Raw genomic sequence first — 16,789 nt, forward strand, 5'->3', positions numbered from 1 at the left:
TCAGTTATTTGGCTTGTGGTTGTGGGATATTAATTTGCAAAAACTCTTGCACCACTTGCATATAAGTTGGAGCATCTTCCAACATTGGGAAATGTGCTGTGTTAGGAATCATCACAAACTTAACTTTGTCATTTAGTGCAGCTGCTTTACGCCCCATCTCGGCTGGGATAATTTTGTCATACTCTCCGGCTATGAGCAGAGTTGGCACTGTCAACTTGGCAAACTCAAGCGGCATCACTTCAGATTGAGCCTTACTAACGGAAGTAAAAATTGTACCCAAAGCCGCATCGTAATCTGCTTCGAGAAAATCTTGTAAAAAAGCTTGGCGTTCAGAATGTGGTATTGAACTATATAAAAATCTCGCCATAAACATCCGGTCAACAAATGGAATTTTACTTAACCATTTGGGACGGAATTTCACTACATAGCCACCGAATTTATGAAAGGCACTAAAAGATTTTTCGTCGTACTCAAAAATGCCGCTACAGGTTAAAATTCCTCGTTCCACTCGTTGGGGGTAGCGGTTAAAAAATAAAGTCGCAACAGAAGCGCCCATCGAGTGAGCATTGATATAGACACGCTGAAGATGCAACCCATCTAACAAAGCTGCCAAATCATCAGCATATTCCTCTAATTCATAGGTTAAGTTTTTGATTGCCTGTGATTCTTCTTTGAGGGACTCAGATTCGGCAACAGCTTCACTTGCTTCGGCTATGGTTGGCTTCCCACCAGAACGGCCAAATCCCCGCATATCGTAGAGTAAGCAATCAAATTGCTCCGATAAAGCATTAGCGGTATTTTGCCAATACCTAGCTGAACCAGCCCAACCATGAATGAAAACCATCACCGGTTTTACCAAAGAACCAGATGGTTTTTTCACCCATTCGTAGTAATGGTCAACACCACGAACTTTAATATAAGGCATTAGTCATTAGTCCTTTGTCAGTTGTCATTAGTCATTTTCCCTTATTACACGGTTATTAGTCTTTAGTTTTTGACTAATAACCAATGACTAATGACTAATGACTATTAAGCTGACTCTGGTTTCGGTAGTGAAGATGGATGGATTATCAGTTCCGCAGTTGATCGCTTCTCGACCATCTCCCGTGTTACTGTACAACGTGTCACATCCTTACGGGACGGTAACTCGTACATTACATCCAGCATAAGTTCTTCGACAATGCCCCGTAGCGCTCTTGCACCAGTTTTACGGCGGTAGGCTTCTTGAGCGATCGCTCGTAAAGCATCTGGTTTAAAATCTAACTGGACATTATCCATCTTCAGCAGTTTTTGGTACTGCTTCACTAAGGCGCTGCGTGGCTGTGTGAGAATCGCCATTAGCGCTTCTTCATCTAGCGGATCTACTACTGCTACCATTGGCACGCGCCCAATAAATTCGGGAATCATACCAAATTTTACTAAATCATCTGGTGCTAAATGGCGGAGAGTATCTGCTGCCCGTTTTTCTTTCGTTTGGCCTTCTCCAGGTTGCACAAAGCCTATTGCTTTTTTGCCAACTCTCTGATCCACAACCTTTTCTAAGCCTACGAAAGCACCACCACAGACGAACAAAATATTACTTGTATCAATTTGGATACAGTCTTGATAGGGATGCTTGCGCCCTCCTTGAGGTGGTACATTGGCGATCGTTCCCTCTAACATTTTCAACAAGGCTTGCTGCACGCCTTCGCCAGAAACATCGCGGGTAATTGACGGGTTCTCACTCTTGCGAGCAATTTTGTCAATTTCATCAATGTAGATAATTCCTCGTTGCGCTTCCTCTATATCCAAATCTGCCACTTGCAACAGTCGCAGCAAAATATTTTCCACATCTTCTCCCACATACCCTGCTTCCGTCAGCGTCGTAGCATCGGCGACGGCAAAAGGTACATCCAGGATTTTCGCTAAGGTTTGCGCTAAGAGAGTTTTGCCGCAACCAGTTGGGCCTATTAACAAAATGTTGGACTTTTGCAGTTCTACAGCATCATCCGCCCCACCTTTGCCACTGGCTTTAGACTGAATAACTGCCAACCGCTTGTAGTGATTGTAAACGGCTACTGACAGGACTTTCTTGGCTTCGTCTTGACCAATAACGTGTTCGTCTAGATACTTTTTAATCTCTCTTGGCTTGGGTATTTGATTAAACGAAATACTAGAAGATTGAGTACGCCGTTTTTGAGGTGGTTCTGCTCTTGGTGCGGGTTGCGCTGCCGCACCATTGGTATCGAGTAACTCTTCGTCTAGTATTTCATTACACAAGTCAACGCATTCATCGCAGATGTAGACTCCCGGCCCTGCGATTAATTTACGCACCTGCTCCTGAGACTTGCCGCAAAACGAACATTTTAAATGGGAGTCGTACTTAGACATACCAGCCTCTTATTTCAGAATGGTGACGTTTTCCCCTGCTGTGGGAAGATTTTGCCTGGAAATGACCTGATCAATCAAACCGTAGTTTTTCGCCTCTTCTGCCGACATGAAAAAGTCGCGCTCAGTATCTGCTTCAATTCTTTCTAAGGGTTGACCAGTATGATGAGCCATTAACTGATTCAACTTAGCCTTAACGTAAAGAATTTCTCTGGCTTGAATTTCAATGTCAATAGCTTGACCTTGAGCGCCACCAAGTGGTTGGTGAATCATAATCCGGGAGTCAGGCAGAGACATTCGCTTACCGGCAGCCCCTGCTGTTAACAAAAATGCCCCCATACTCGCGGCTAATCCAAAACAGATGGTAACAACATCAGGGCGAATTTGCTGTATTGTATCATAGATTGCCATCCCTGCGTAGACCGAGCCACCAGGAGAATTAACATACATTTGAATGTCTTTCTCTGAGTCTTCGGAATCTAGGAATAACAATTGAGCCACAATTGAGTTGGCTACGGCATCGTCTATTGGCGTTCCCAAAAAGATAATCCGCTCTCGCAGCAGGCGGGAGTAGATGTCGAAAGCCCTTTCTCCCATGCCAGACTGTTCTACCACCATCGGTACGATGTTGCTAGGGCTGTTCAACTGGGAGTTAATGTTTATTCGACTTTGGTTGCTGATGGGGTAGTTTCCCGACTGCGATACAAACATACAGGCTTTCTGTGACGATAATTTAGGACAGATGTTTCAGCAGCAAATGCTGCCTTTTCGACGAATGGAATTTTTATAGCTACGTGTTAACCATTATGCCTCATATAACTTCCTCTCGTGTAACACAGTATCAAGCTCAGTCCATAACATGTGTCACAATTTGCCAAAAATTCATTAATTCTTTAAATTATTTTGACTTTATCTCAGTGGGAATTGGGAATTGGGCGTTGGGAATTGGGCGTTGGGCAATAATTCATAGTTCTTCTCCCCCTGCTCCCTGCTCCCTGCTCCCCCGCTTCCTTATCTCTCTTACCTTACCCATTTCACCAGTACTTTAACTCAGGACTGGTGAACTTATGGCTTTGGGATTTTTTATTATCCTTCTGTGACTTCTGTTGTAGAAGGTTCGCTGTTTCCTTCCTCTGTTTGAGATACATCAGCATCAGCATCTGATTCTGCGGCTTCCGTTTCCTCAGAGGGACTCAAGGAGCCTTCGGGTACAAGTTCAACTGAGGAATGTTCTAAGAGCCAATCGATGGTTTTTTCGGTTAATAGTTCGTTTTCCACGATTGAGCGCAGTCTATCTTCATCAACCTCTTTTTCTTCTGGGTACTGTTCCAAAAGTTCTTTGACTCTGGCTGCGATTTCTTCTGGTGTTACCTCAATAGATTCGCGTTTACCGACTTCCCGCAAGGACAAAGAACGTTTGATGCGTTCGATGGCCTCAGTACGCGATCGCTCCCGCAATTGAGGAATAATATCTTGAGTAAACAATTTCCTCACATCTAATCCCTGCTGAGACAGGCGCATTGCTGTTTGCGTTAGCATTGCATCCACTTCTTGCTCAACCAAGGTTAGTGGTAAGTCAACTTCTACGTGCTTAAGCAGTTCCGTTAACAAGGCTTCCTGCTTATTTGTTTTTGTTTTGTCATCTGCCTCTTTTTGATATCGCTCTACCAAAGAAGCGCGTAACTCCTCTAAAGTTTCAAAATCACTGATTTCCTGGGCGAAATCGTCATTTATTTCTGGTAGTTCCTTTTCCTTCAGTTCTTTGAGCGTCACGGTGAAAGTTGCTGCTTTTCCAGCTAAATCCTCATTAGCATAGGGATCTGGGAACTGAGCCGCAATTTCTCTAGTTTCTTCAGGATTCATCCCGACTATTCCCGATATAAAGCCTGGGATAAACTTATCTTCCTGCAACTCAACTTGAAAATCAGTTGCTTCGGCTCCCGGAATAGGTTCTAGTTCGGCTGTTTCGTCTTCGCCCTCGGCTTTGGCAAATGAGCCTTTAAAATCGACTACGGCAATATCACCGATTTGGGCCGAACGTCCTTCCACGGGAATTAATGTCGCTAATTCTTGACGTTCCTTCTCAAGGGTACTATCCACTCGTTCTGGATCGTACTTGACTTCTTCGGCTTGGAAAAGCAAATCAGTGTACTGCACAAGATTTACTTCTGGTTCTACATCGACAGCGGCCGAAATCGTCAGAGGTTTTCCAGGTTCATAATTATTAATCAAATCCTCAAAGGAGGAGCGCAATTGCGGCTGACCGATTGCCGGGATAGCTTCTTGTTTAACTGCTTGCTCAATGCCGTCTTGAATTAGTTCTTCCAGCGCTGCTGCCTTGATACGAGTTGTACCCAGCCTTTGTAGTAATATCGGCCGAGGTACCTTGCCTTTACGAAACCCAGGAATATTGGCAGTACTCGCTAAGTTTTTAATGACCTGTTCGTAAGTTTGCTTGGTAATTTCCGGCGTAATCTCTATTTCCAGGCCAATTTGGCTGGCGGGAAGTTTTTCCTGGGTAACTTTCATGCTTCGTCTCTAGTTTTCTGGTATTTTAATCTCCGAGTACACACAAGACGCAATAATTTTTCGCGTTTATGGCTTGATGTCTCTTAGGGAGGAGGGGGAGTTTGTCACAAAGCTTTATGACATCCAAGGATGGATTGTGTGTCCTGGCACAGAGATCCAGTTTACTGCCAATGGCCAAGGACTTGACAATTTACCGTCATAACAATTATTGACACTCCCAGGGCTAAGAACGTCTGGGGTTTCTTGCCTAATATTTGTAATAAGTGCTGAATCATTGCGGATTGGGAAGATTTTTATCCCTATTCCCCAGTCCGTAATTTTCAGTTAGTCTGAATTTAGCACTGGAAAGTCAAGAATTCATTATTCGGTGGACTAAGACCGTGATATTCTGATTTTCAGCCAGTAGTTTATTACTTCAAAGTTATAGCATTGAGTCTAGCTATATTTTGGTACGGGATTAAACAGGCTGCCTAGCCGCATAGCTCGATTTTAGAGGTTGCGAATTTTATACCATTTGCATCATAGTACATTCATCGGGCTGGCAACTCACTTTACAGCCAAGACGTTTATTTACCTTACAGGTCAAATGTCTAAGTGCAGATATATGTATGTGTATGTATTTTTCTGCTAGATGGCGCTTTGTTGTACAATACTATAATATAGTTTAGATAAATGAATTGAAAGTTGGATGGCGAGTTGTTATAAAATGCAACATCATTTAACTTATTAAATAACCCAAGTAAATAAATTTATTAAATCTATTAAAGATAGACTAAATTAGAGAAAATCTCAATCTATTCAAAATTAATTTCAAGACTGCGCTCGCTATTTAAATATAAATAAATTGTCAATTGTTCCAAAAAATTGCAGATAAGTCTTTTAAAGGAGGAAGCAAGTTTGTCGAAATCCTATCGTTTAGCTATTTTGGGAGCTACTGGTGCAGTTGGCACAGAGTTGCTGGAATTATTAGAAAGCCGTAATTTTCCGATTGCTGACTTGAAATTATTGGCATCAGAGCGCAGTGCTGGGCGATCGCTACGGTTTAAAGGGGAAAATATCCCAGTAGAGCCAGTGAGCGATCGCGCCTTTGAAAATGTCGATATAGTACTAGCTAGTGCGGGTGGTTCCACATCTAAGGCTTGGGCAGAAGTTGCCGTGGCAAAGGGTGCAGTGGTAATTGACAACTCCAGTGCCTTTCGGATGAACCCAGAAGTTCCCTTAATAGTGCCAGAAGTTAATCCACAAGCCGCAGCCAATCATCAAGGCATTATTGCTAACCCCAACTGCACAACGATTTTGATGACTGTGGCAGTATGGCCATTGCATAAAGTTAAACCAGTGCAACGTATCGTGGCTTCAACCTACCAATCTGCTAGTGGCGCAGGGGCTAGGGCAATGGCAGAAGTCAAAGCCCAAACAAGCGCTATACTACAAGGACAGCCGCCAGTAGCTGAGGTATTGCCTTACCCATTGGCATTTAATTTATTTCCCCACAACTCACCATTAAATGATTTGGGTTATTGTGAGGAAGAGATGAAAATGGTCAACGAAACCCAAAAAATATTTGGCACGCAGCAAATCAGAATCACTGCGACCTGTATACGAGTTCCCGTACTCCGCGCCCATTCAGAAGCCATTAATTTAGAATTTGAGACTCCCTTTAGTGCCGAGGAAGCCAGAGAAATTTTAAATTCCTCCCCTGGAGTGAAATTGGTAGAAGATTGGGAAACTAATCATTTTCCGATGCCAATTGAAGCAACAGGTAGAGATGAAGTTTTAGTGGGAAGAATCCGTCAGGACATTTCTCATCCTTGTGGCTTGGAATTATGGTTGTGCGGCGATCAAATCCGCAAAGGCGCAGCATTGAATGCAATACAAATCGCCGAGTTACTGGTAGAAAAAAATCTACTCAAACCATTAGCTATTAGTCATTAGTCATTGGTCATTGGTAAGTGACAAAGGACAAATGACAAATGACACTTGAAAGCAATTTGCAGATAGGTTATTACAATAGGAAACCACCAAGATACAAAAACATGGGCAATCAGGAGTGAAAACAGGGTGGGAGATTTTGGTAATGTTTTAACCGCTATGATTACACCGTTTAAAGCAGACGGTAGTGTAGATTATGGTGTAGCGGCAGAACTGGCAGTGCATCTAGCTAACAACGGTACAGATACATTGGTGATGTGCGGCACAACAGGAGAATCCCCTACCTTGAGTTGGGATGAAGAATACCAGTTGTTTGTCGAGGTATTGCAGTCCGTGGCAGGAAAAGCCAAGGTGATCGCAGGTTGTGGTTCAAATTCCACCAAAGAAGCGATCGCTGCCACCCAAAAAGCGTCTAAGATAGGAGTACATGGTTCCTTACAAGTTGTTCCTTATTACAACAAACCGCCGCAAGCGGGATTGGAAGCGCACTTTCAGGCAATAGCACAAGCCTGTCCCGACTTACCATTGTTGTTATACAATGTCCCAGGTCGTACCGGACAAAACCTTCAGCCAGAAACAGTTGCCCGGTTAGCTGAGGTTAGCAATATTGTCGGGATTAAAGAATCCACTGGTAGCATAGACCAGGCAAGCGAAATCCGTCGCTTGACACCAAAAGAATTCCACATCTATTCTGGTGATGATTACATGACTTTGCCCTTGTTAGCGATCGGGGCAAAGGGTGTGGTAAGTGTGGCTTCTCATCTGGTAGGAAACCAACTACAGCAGATGATCCAAGCTTTTAGTGCGGGAAAAATTGAGGTAGCAAGCGACATTCATCTCCAACTCTTCCCGTTGTTTAAAGCTTTATTTCTCACTTCAAATCCCATTCCAGTGAAAAAAGCGCTGAAACTCCAAGGTTGGGAGGTTGGTTCAACTCGTCCACCGCTATGTGAAGCTGATTTAGAAGTAAGTCAAAAGTTAGAAGCGGTTCTGAAAGAACTTAGTTTAATCTAGCCACCATCTAGTTAAACGTTGGTAGTCTGCTGCTTTCTAAAGATAGATATAAACAATGACCATAATTGTTCATAAGTTGCAATTTAAAAACCTGTGCTAGGACTGATAGATATACTATGAATCCTTAAGTGTACAGTCGATTTTATTGAATAAAAAATTGAAAATTTCAATTAAAACTTGATTGCTTTCAGACTGACTTAAGAAACAGATGATGTTGTCTTAAATACATGGAAAGTTAACTATCAACTTAATTAACTACAAGTAACAATCTAAGGAGAAAATGGCTAAAAACGAAGCTAATAATTCCGCCTTGAAAATTATTCCTTTGGGCGGTTTGCACGAAATTGGGAAAAATACCTGTCTTTTTGAGTATGACGATGAAATCATCCTGTTAGATGCAGGATTGGCTTTCCCCACAGAGGCGATGCATGGAGTAAATATTGTTTTACCAGATACGACCTATCTGCGGGAAAATCGCCACAAAATTAAGGGGATGATCGTTACTCACGGTCATGAAGACCATATCGGTGGGATTGCTTTCCATCTCAAGCAGTTTGATATCCCCGTGATTTATGGGCCTAGGCTAGCAATGGCGATGCTAGAGGGTAAATTGGAAGAAGCAGGAGTCCGCGATCGCACCGAAATCAGAACAGTTTTACCACGTGATGTAGTGCGGATTGGCAAAAACTTTTTAGTGGAATATATCCGTAACACCCACTCCATCGCTGATAGTTTCACTGTTGCCATTCATACTCCCCTTGGTGTAGTCATTCACACAGGGGATTTCAAGATTGACCATACCCCAGTAGATGGTGAGAAGTTTGATTTGCAACGATTAGCAGAACATGGTGAAAAAGGCGTTCTTTGTCTGCTAAGTGATTCCACTAACGCTGAGATACCAGGATTTACACCTTCAGAACGTTCGGTTTATCCAAACCTGGAGAGAGTATTTAGTCAAGCCACTGGGCGATTATTTGTCACAACCTTTGCTTCTAGCGTGCATCGCATCAATATGATTTTGGATATCGCCAAGAAGCAAAATCGCGTGGTGACGATTGTGGGGCGTTCCATGCTGAATTTGATTGCTCATGCCCGTAATCTAGGTTACATCAAGTGTGAAGATAATCTGCTGCAACCATTACACGCAGTCCGAAATCTGCCTGATGAAAGAGTACTAATTTTAACTACAGGTTCTCAGGGTGAGTCGATGGCAGCAATGACTCGCATTGCTAATAAAGAACATCCTCATATTAAAATCCGCCAAGGAGATACAGTAGTATTCTCTGCTAACCCCATTCCCGGAAATACGATCGCTGTAGTTAACACCATTGATAAATTAATGATTCAGGGTGCAAAAGTGGTCTATGGACGGGATAAAGGGATTCACGTCTCCGGTCACGGCTGTCAGGAAGAGCAAAAGCTGATGATTGCCTTAACTCGACCCAAGTTCTTTGTGCCATTTCACGGCGAACATCGGATGCTAGTGAAGCACGCAGAAACGGCTCAGAGTATGGGTATTCCCGCAGAAAACATGATCATTATTCAGAATGGTGATATTGTCGAACTGACTGAAGATGCTATTCGCGTTGCTGGTAAAGTGCCATCTGGTATTGAATTAGTGGATACTACCAGTTCGGGTATGGTAAGCGCCAAAGTGCTGCAAGAACGGCAACGCATGGCTTCAGAAGGCATTATCACGATCGCAGCTGCAATTGATTGGAATGGTAAACTGTTGGCGAAACCAGAAACTCACCTCCGGGGTGTAGTTACAACTGTAGAGCGATCGCTGCTACAAACCTGGGTAAAACAACGCATTGAAGAAATCCTCACTGTGCGCTGGACAGAATTTGCTCCTGGCGGTGAAGCAGCAGATATAGACTGGGGCGGATTGCAAGGAACTTTAGAACGAGAATTGCAACGTTCTATCCGTCGAGAATTGCAATGTCAGCCATCTGTGACTTTATTGATGCAAATCCCTGATGAGCCACCTGTAAAAGTTGCCGATGGTAGAAGACGACGGACTCGGACTGCTGCTCAAGTAGCATCATAGGGAATTTAAGGTAAAAATTTCATACAGAGAGAAGTTTGAGCAGTGGCTTTCACCGCTCAAACTTAGATTGGCGCAAAGACACAGAATTCTTCTGAACGTCTTTGCGCTTTCTTTTCTCATGGGTATAGAGCTTGCCTATAGTTAGTTGCTGTCACTGAAGGCGTGCGTACAGCGTACTGCCAGGATGGATTGCGCTGTAGAGTACAAAAACACCCATAAGCAAGTTCATCTGATTTTAATGCGTCAGACTATATGATTCTCAAATTGCCACTGCCAACGTAAGTTTTGTGAAATGCAATCGATTCTAATCGCTCAAAAATCACTACTTTTACGGTATTCAGCTTGCGATGAACAAGACACACTTACGTGAGAAAGTGGGAACACGGAAAGGAAAAATGCCTTCTAGGGTATTACTGATGTTTATACTTAGCAAAAATTCTTTTAGAAAGACCTTATATTAAGTTCTGTAAATGTTACACTAAAACCTATCCAATGACGGATGTCTTTACTAAAATCTAAACTATGTCAAGTTATGAACAAGATCGTAATATTACACTACCGATCCCCAAAAATTTGCGATTAACTTGACGTAGTAATAAATTAGGTTCTGACTTAAGTGGCTAATCAGGTATTACATTATATCGCAGTCAGAACGCGATTTTTCCGGGAAAGTTCGTTGCCACGTTGTATATATTCATCAAAAAGGTGAATAACCTCAATAACACAGAGGATTAACCATGAAGGTATTCGACAATACCACGAAAAAGATTTTTCTGGCGAGCTGGGTATCAATCAATCAAGCAGAGACTACTGACCATAAAGTAAGCCAGCTTAACCATTCTCCTTCCAAGCCTTACTGGGATATTCTCCAACCCCTACGGCAACGAGTAGAAAACATTCAAATCCGCGATCGCCAATTAGCTCATCGTTTGTGCAAACTAATCCCATCTCAATGTCCCTTTGAGCGCGATGTCAAAGTATTTGGGAAAACTTTGTTTCACATTCCACCCATGTGCAAGCTCAACCCCTTATATGAAGAAGTGGTCGGTTTGCGTTTCCGAGCGTTGTGCTATCTAGCCGACGACTGTGGCGAAGATGTATCGCAGTACTGCTAATACTGAGATATGACCGCTGAGTGAAAAGTTAGGAGTCAGGAGTAACATGTCGGGGATCAATAATATAACTCCTAACTCCTAACTCCTAACCATTTTTTATTATTTTTTTACTATTTCTTTTGCCATTTTTGAATGGCATCTTGAGCATCTTCGTAAGCGCCTGTCTCCTCTGGCACTAACGTAGCAGTTGCAATTGCGGCACTACGATCTCCTTCGGCAGCGCGACGCTTGGACAGGTCTAAAATTTTCTCACTCCATTTATTGATCGACTTTTGGGCACTATCAAAGCCTGGTTGACCTGCTGGTACTTTCTTGGCAACTTCGATCGCCCGATTGTAGGTAGATGCCTGTCCAGACTTAATTAAGGCATTAGCTGCATCTAAAAGAGTTTTGTTACTCACATACTGCTTTCCCTCTAGCCGCCACAGGTTAATTGCTGCTTGTGCTTTGGCATAGGGAGCTTCATCTTTGGTAATTAATCGAGCGGCGGCAATAGCGCTAGCATACTGTCTTTGTTTAGCACGACCCTCTGCTAAATCTAAAATCATTCGGCTCCAAATCTTAATATTTTCCTGAGCTTGTTCGTACAGTGGTTTACCAGGTTTAATTTTCCGGGCTGTGGCGATCGCCATACTCAAATCGCTAGCCTGAGTTTGTCTGAGCGACATTTTCGCCAAGTCTAATACTGCTTGATTCCGCTTTTTCGACTCGGAACTAGAGATGATTTGGGCGCTAGATTGGTTGTTAAGTCTAACTACTGAAGTGCGTAGGCGTAGCCCGTCGGAGACATCGCTTGGTAAATTCTCAATCACCTGGCGATCGCTAGCAGTAGCATTTGGCGATGCAGTTGATATTTGGTTAATTCTAAAAGTTTCTTGATTGCGAAGAAAAACTACAGCAATTAAACCTGCTACTAGCAAGCTGCCTCCGCCCCACAAGATAAACTGTTTCCAAAAAGGGAGACTTGGCTGATTTGATGGCAATCGAGAGACGTAACCTTTGGAGGAATTGGGGATAAATCTTCCTTTGGGATTTGCTCCTAAAGAAGTTTCCGCCATTGGCTGGGAAACTAAGCCAGTAGCTGACTCCTGGACTGGTTGAGCTTTAGGCTTCTCAACCTTATAAGCCTTCACCTGCTGTGAGGAGTTCATAGTAGCTTCTCCCCATCTGCCCCGTTCTGCTGAAGTTCTGGGGTAATTGTCAAGGGGAGGGGCTGCAAGAGCAACAGCAAAAGATTCTTCAGGATAAATCACCGGATTTGCTTCAAAGCCATTTTCTATTGCCAATTCTGGCAAGATTATCTGCGCCCTTGATGGGATGATAGTTGCAGGGTTTTGGACAGGCCGCCAGTGGTGGTGACATAATTTTGGCATGAGCAGACTTAGGTAACTTTCTAAATCTGACAGGTTACTGCCATTACCAGAACGCAAAGCTTCTAATAAAGCTGCTGTAAAGAATCCGTGACCTAATTCGCTACTTTCGTGAGAAAATTGTTCTGGTTGACAAGAAAGAATTGTCGCTAGTTGTAGTTCTTGGGCTAGTTCTATTGTTTCTTCACCAACGGGAGCATCCGCTTGAGTGCCAAAAGCACGGTTGATATCGAGTAGTAGCAATACATTCAAGTCAGCAAATTGGAGACTTTGCATTAGCGATCGCAATTCGATGCCAGTCTCTTGCACGAGTTCGGGGTTGCCCTCTGCTGGCATTAAGTAATCTTTGCCCTTGTAATTGACTCCATAACCGCTAAAGAATAACCACAGATAGTCTTCCGGTTGCCAACTTGTGGCTGCCAAATCCTCAAGCAGCAAGAGAATATTCTCTTTAGTTGGATAAGTTGATCGATCTCCAATTGGCGGCGAAGTATCCGTCATTAGCAGGCAATGTTTGGGGAGAAAGCCTGCCTCTGTCACCAAAAAATCCTCTAGTGCCTCAGCATCGGCTTGGGCACAACTTAAAGGTTGAAATAACTGATAGTGATTGATGCCAATCGCGATCGCCCAGTAATTTGCCATCCCGCTCTTTGTCAGTTATTGTTTGCTGGTCTTAAAATTGCGGTTGGCTTTGCCAAAAAAACAAAGCTAACCTATGTCTTATAGTCTAGGTGATTCTCATCGAATCTTAAGTTAGAATGTAGTTTTTATTACGTTACTCAGTCGGAAAATACCTTTTACCTAATTTCAATAACAGATCATCACTAAGGAGATAGAAGGTCATGAGCAAGATTGCTGCTCACCTACCATCATCGATCACTCCCTTTTCAGTTATTAGCCAAATTGCCAGAAGAATCCGGATAGTTCCTTTATTAATTTTGCTCATATCCACTGTTCCTGCGTGGTTTTTGACGGAAGCGATCGCACCCCAGGTTGTGCGAGCTTACACCGCTAGAGTCGATCTAGCTATTGACCGCCTGCCGGAAGAAAACTATGAAACCGTTCTACGGAGGGCGGAAGCGGCCGCTAGAGCAGCCGCCCAAAGGAGCTTCGACCAAGATATCTTGGTGACAGATGTTTCAATCATTGTATCCGTACAAAATTTTGGAGCGATCGCCCCAGTTCTGGCATTAGATGTGAGTCGTCCCCAATGGCGATCGCGTCCCGATGCCCAAAACTGGGCTACTTACTTCAAAACTGCGCGATCGCTACTTTTCTTTGACAATAGCTCTACAGCAGCTAACGGTGTATCAAGCAAAAAATGAAGGATTGAAGAAGAAAGAGGCAAGGGAGCAGGGAGCGGCGAGCAGGGGGGACAGTTCAGATGGAGATTCAACCCCAACTGTTGCGCCGCCTTCCCGTAGGGTTTGAGTTCCCACTTCTTATAAGTTGGGACTCAGAACCATGTTCTGCTCCGCTTCACGGTAGGAATAGAAGGGGTCATTCCCGCTCCCTGCCCCCTTTTTCCTGCTTATTCGTTGAGCTAGACACGGAGACGTAAAGAGTAGAATACTTAAATAATTCCCTCTGTTTCTGTGTCCTACTTCAATCTCAACTTATCAATTCAACTTAGCTGTTGTTCTTCGCGTCAGTGGATGGCCTAGAATAAGAAGGTTGTCAAGAATCACGATATCTGCTGACATGGCTGTTCCTAAGAAGAAAACTTCCAAATCAAAACGAGATAAACGTCGAGCTACCTGGAGGCACAAAGCCGTCGTCGAAGCTCAGAAAGCCCTCTCTCTGGGTAAGTCAATTTTGACTGGACGTTCTACATTTGTGTATCCAACGGCTGAAGAAGAGGAAGAAGAATCATAATTTCCCAGTCAGGCAAAGCATAAACAGCACCAATCTTCTTACTACTGGATCAAGGCTTTTTATTAGCTTTCCTGATTGCATTTTGAATCATATATACTCTATACAAGCTCATTAGCTCGATAAAAATTGGTAGTGAGTAATTGGGAACATCCATTACCCATTACCTATCACTGATGAGTAATAATCAAATCATATAAAAGTAAAACATCTGGTAGTGTTGGCAATTCAGCAAAAAAGCTTGTAAACACCTTGAGAAAACTTATTTTTCTCCAACTATGCTAGGAAAATTTTTTCACAAACCAGGGAAAGAAGAAGGGGAACGTGTTCCTCCTGGTCAACACTTAGCTAAAGGTTTCCCCGTACTAACTTACGGCGCAACTCCTCAAATCAGCATTGAGGAATGGGAGTTTCGAGTTTGGGGTTTGGCAAAATCTGCTACCTTTAGTTGGTCAGACTTTATGGCGCTACCTCAACACGAATTCACGGCAGACTTTCACTGTGTAACGCGCTGGTCTAAGCTTGATGTCAAATGGACTGGCATTAAAGTTACAGATTTCATGGAGCTGATTGAGCTAGATCCGAAAGTAGCCCACATTATGGAACACTGCTACGGCGGCTACACTACCAATATTTCTGTAGAAGATTTCATCAGAGAAGAAAACTTCTTTGCCTTTAAAGTCTTTGGTGAAGACCTTCCATCTGAACACGGTGGCCCAATGCGGCTAGTTGTTCCCCACCTCTATGCTTGGAAAAGTGCTAAGTGGATTAATGGTTTAGAGTTTTTAGCTGGTGAAGAACTTGGTTTTTGGGAGCGTAATGGCTACCATCGCCGTGGTGAACCTTGGGCTGAGGAGCGTTACAGCAACGCTTTTGGATTTTAGATTTTAAATTTCTTCTTTAATCCAAAATTCAAAATCTAAAATTGGCATAATTAGGAGTTGGGGATTTTTATCCTTAACTCCTAATTTTGTTAACCCAAAAGTTTCTTGATGAGTGGCAATTTGCCCTCATAAGGAGCGTATCGCCATTTTAAATCGAGCCAGAAAGAGTTTTGCAATACACTTTTGTTATGGGAAAAAGTGTCAAAACTAGCTTTGCCGTGATAGTTGCCAATACCGCTATCTCCGACCCCACCAAATGGTAAAGACGAGACACCAACCTGCATCACTGTGTCATTAATGCAAACCCCACCAGATGAAGTTTCCTGCAAAACTCGCTTTTGCAGGTTTTTGTTTTGAGAAAATAAGTATAACGCCAGAGGTTTAGGTCTAGAGTTAATCAATGCGATCGCTTCGGCAACGTCAGTATATTCAATAATTGGTAAAATTGGCCCAAAAATCTCTTCCTGCATTACAGAATCTTCCGAAGAGACATTATCAATCACTGTGGGAGCGATGTAACGCTCTGAAGATTGATTTTCTCCACCGATGATAACTTCACCGTCTTTGAGAAAATTTATCAATCTATCAAAGTGTTTTTGACTGATAATTCTGGCATAATCAGGACTACTTATAGGATTATCACCATAAAACTCTTTTAGGCATTTTTTCAGCCCATCTATTAAATCTTTTTTGATTTTTTTATTAACTAAAAGATAGTCAGGGGCGATACAAGTTTGTCCAGCATTAATAAATTTTCCCCAAGTGATTCGTCTGACAGTGTGTTCAAGATTAATATTAGTATCTACTATACAAGGACTTTTACCACCCAATTCTAAAGTCACTGGTGTGAGATATTTGGCTGCTGCTGCCATGATAATTTTGCCGATAGCTGTGCCACCCGTAAAAAAGATATGATCGAACTTTTCTGCAAGTAGTTTTTGGCTTGCTTCCACATCTCCTTCTACGACTGCAATATAAGCTGGGTCGAAATGTTTGGCAATAATCTTAGCAATGACACCAGAGGTATGAGAAGCAATTTCTGAAGGCTTGATAATTGCACAATTCCCGGCTGCGATCGCACCTACTAACGGTGAGATAATTAACTGAAATGGATAGTTCCAAGGGCCAATGATTAAAACAACCCCTAAAGGTTCTGGATAAATTTTTGCTGAGTAGGAAAAAAAATCAAAGGAAACGGGTGCTTTTTTGGGCTTAGTCCATTTTTGAAGATGTTTTATAGCGTAATCGATTTCTTTAATGACACCTATTTCTGTAAGGTAAGCCTCTAATTCTGGTTTATGTAAATCCGCTTTTAATGCCTCGACTATTGCTTGTTCATGCTCAATTATGGCTTGCTTGAGATTTTTAAGTTTTTCAATGCGAAAAGTAACATCTTTAGTTTTGCCAGTTTCAAAAAAATCTCGCTGATTCTGGATAATCTCCCCAATCTTAGATAATTCAGTGGTAATCATTGTTTAGTATCCTAAAAAACTATGTTTTAATGTGGCGTTGCTATCTCAGCATATTTAATTCGTCATTTTTTAGCGTTTGACTTTCTAATTAGAATATCTACTTGAAATTCTTGGAAAATATTAGCAAAGTTATAATTTATGAAATATCAGGATAAAATACCCCGTAATTCATAAATTATAATTG

The 16,789-nt window shown here is 42.6% G+C and carries 13 protein-coding genes; 7 read left to right on the forward strand and 6 right to left on the reverse strand.

The window, feature by feature from the left end; translation table 11 throughout:
- Positions 1–4: 4 nt before the first annotated feature.
- From G1O98_RS06040 to tig, 4 genes are all read right to left on the reverse strand, one after another.
- The gene (locus G1O98_RS06040) at positions 5–925 is read right to left on the reverse strand and encodes an alpha/beta hydrolase (RefSeq protein WP_163927737.1); all 921 of its coding nucleotides are present in this window, start codon (positions 923–925) and stop codon (positions 5–7) included.
- A gap of 104 nt (positions 926–1,029) precedes the next feature.
- On the reverse strand, positions 1,030–2,370 hold the full coding sequence (clpX, locus tag G1O98_RS06045) for an ATP-dependent protease ATP-binding subunit ClpX (RefSeq protein ID WP_114085547.1): 1,341 nt from the start codon (positions 2,368–2,370) through the stop codon (positions 1,030–1,032).
- Between the two features lie 9 nt (positions 2,371–2,379).
- Positions 2,380–3,078, reverse strand: coding sequence for an ATP-dependent Clp endopeptidase proteolytic subunit ClpP (gene clpP / locus G1O98_RS06050; protein WP_114085546.1), 699 nt, complete (start codon positions 3,076–3,078; stop codon positions 2,380–2,382).
- A 375-nt stretch (positions 3,079–3,453) separates the two neighbouring features.
- Positions 3,454–4,896, reverse strand: a complete 1,443-nt coding sequence (gene tig / locus G1O98_RS06055) for a trigger factor (RefSeq protein ID WP_163927738.1) — start codon at positions 4,894–4,896, stop codon at positions 3,454–3,456.
- An 897-nt stretch (positions 4,897–5,793) separates the two neighbouring features.
- On the opposite strand from tig, the gene G1O98_RS06060 reads away from it, so the two are divergent.
- The 4 genes from G1O98_RS06060 (at position 5,794) to G1O98_RS06075 (ending at position 11,007) form a co-directional block, all read left to right on the forward strand.
- Positions 5,794–6,831 carry an aspartate-semialdehyde dehydrogenase gene (locus G1O98_RS06060; protein WP_163927739.1) on the forward strand — a complete coding sequence of 346 codons (1,038 nt, stop codon included), beginning with the start codon at positions 5,794–5,796 and terminating at the stop codon, positions 6,829–6,831.
- Positions 6,832–6,957: 126 nt separating this feature from the next.
- Positions 6,958–7,842 carry a 4-hydroxy-tetrahydrodipicolinate synthase gene (gene dapA / locus G1O98_RS06065; protein WP_163927740.1) on the forward strand — a complete coding sequence of 295 codons (885 nt, stop codon included), beginning with the start codon at positions 6,958–6,960 and terminating at the stop codon, positions 7,840–7,842.
- A 280-nt stretch (positions 7,843–8,122) separates the two neighbouring features.
- Positions 8,123–9,892 carry a ribonuclease J gene (locus tag G1O98_RS06070; protein WP_163927741.1) on the forward strand — a complete coding sequence of 590 codons (1,770 nt, stop codon included), beginning with the start codon at positions 8,123–8,125 and terminating at the stop codon, positions 9,890–9,892.
- 737 nt (positions 9,893–10,629) lie between these two features.
- On the forward strand, positions 10,630–11,007 hold the full coding sequence (locus G1O98_RS06075) for a Mo-dependent nitrogenase C-terminal domain-containing protein (RefSeq protein WP_163927742.1): 378 nt from the start codon (positions 10,630–10,632) through the stop codon (positions 11,005–11,007).
- Positions 11,008–11,117: 110 nt separating this feature from the next.
- On the opposite strand, the gene G1O98_RS06080 is transcribed toward G1O98_RS06075, so the two are convergent.
- Entirely contained in the window at positions 11,118–13,019 is a 1,902-nt protein-coding gene (locus tag G1O98_RS06080; RefSeq protein WP_163927743.1) for a caspase family protein, read from the reverse strand.
- A gap of 200 nt (positions 13,020–13,219) precedes the next feature.
- Here G1O98_RS06080 and G1O98_RS06085 point away from each other — a divergent pair, with 200 nt between their 5' ends.
- The 3 genes from G1O98_RS06085 to G1O98_RS06095 all read left to right on the forward strand — a co-directional run bounded on the left by G1O98_RS06085 (position 13,220) and on the right by G1O98_RS06095 (position 15,133).
- The gene (locus tag G1O98_RS06085) at positions 13,220–13,702 is read left to right on the forward strand and encodes a hypothetical protein (RefSeq protein WP_114085539.1); all 483 of its coding nucleotides are present in this window, start codon (positions 13,220–13,222) and stop codon (positions 13,700–13,702) included.
- Positions 13,703–14,078: 376 nt separating this feature from the next.
- Positions 14,079–14,252 carry a 50S ribosomal protein L32 gene (gene rpmF, locus G1O98_RS06090; protein WP_012407602.1) on the forward strand — a complete coding sequence of 58 codons (174 nt, stop codon included), beginning with the start codon at positions 14,079–14,081 and terminating at the stop codon, positions 14,250–14,252.
- 275 nt (positions 14,253–14,527) lie between these two features.
- Positions 14,528–15,133, forward strand: a complete 606-nt coding sequence (locus G1O98_RS06095; RefSeq protein ID WP_163927744.1) for a sulfite oxidase-like oxidoreductase — start codon at positions 14,528–14,530, stop codon at positions 15,131–15,133.
- Between the two features lie 89 nt (positions 15,134–15,222).
- Here G1O98_RS06095 and G1O98_RS06100 read toward each other — a convergent pair whose 3' ends face one another.
- Positions 15,223–16,605, reverse strand: a complete 1,383-nt coding sequence (locus G1O98_RS06100; RefSeq protein ID WP_163927745.1) for an aldehyde dehydrogenase — start codon at positions 16,603–16,605, stop codon at positions 15,223–15,225.
- Between the last annotated feature and the right edge of the window lie 184 nt (positions 16,606–16,789).

Source organism: Nostoc sp. UIC 10630, assembly GCF_010747425.1.
Classification (GTDB): domain Bacteria; phylum Cyanobacteriota; class Cyanobacteriia; order Cyanobacteriales; family Nostocaceae; genus Nostoc.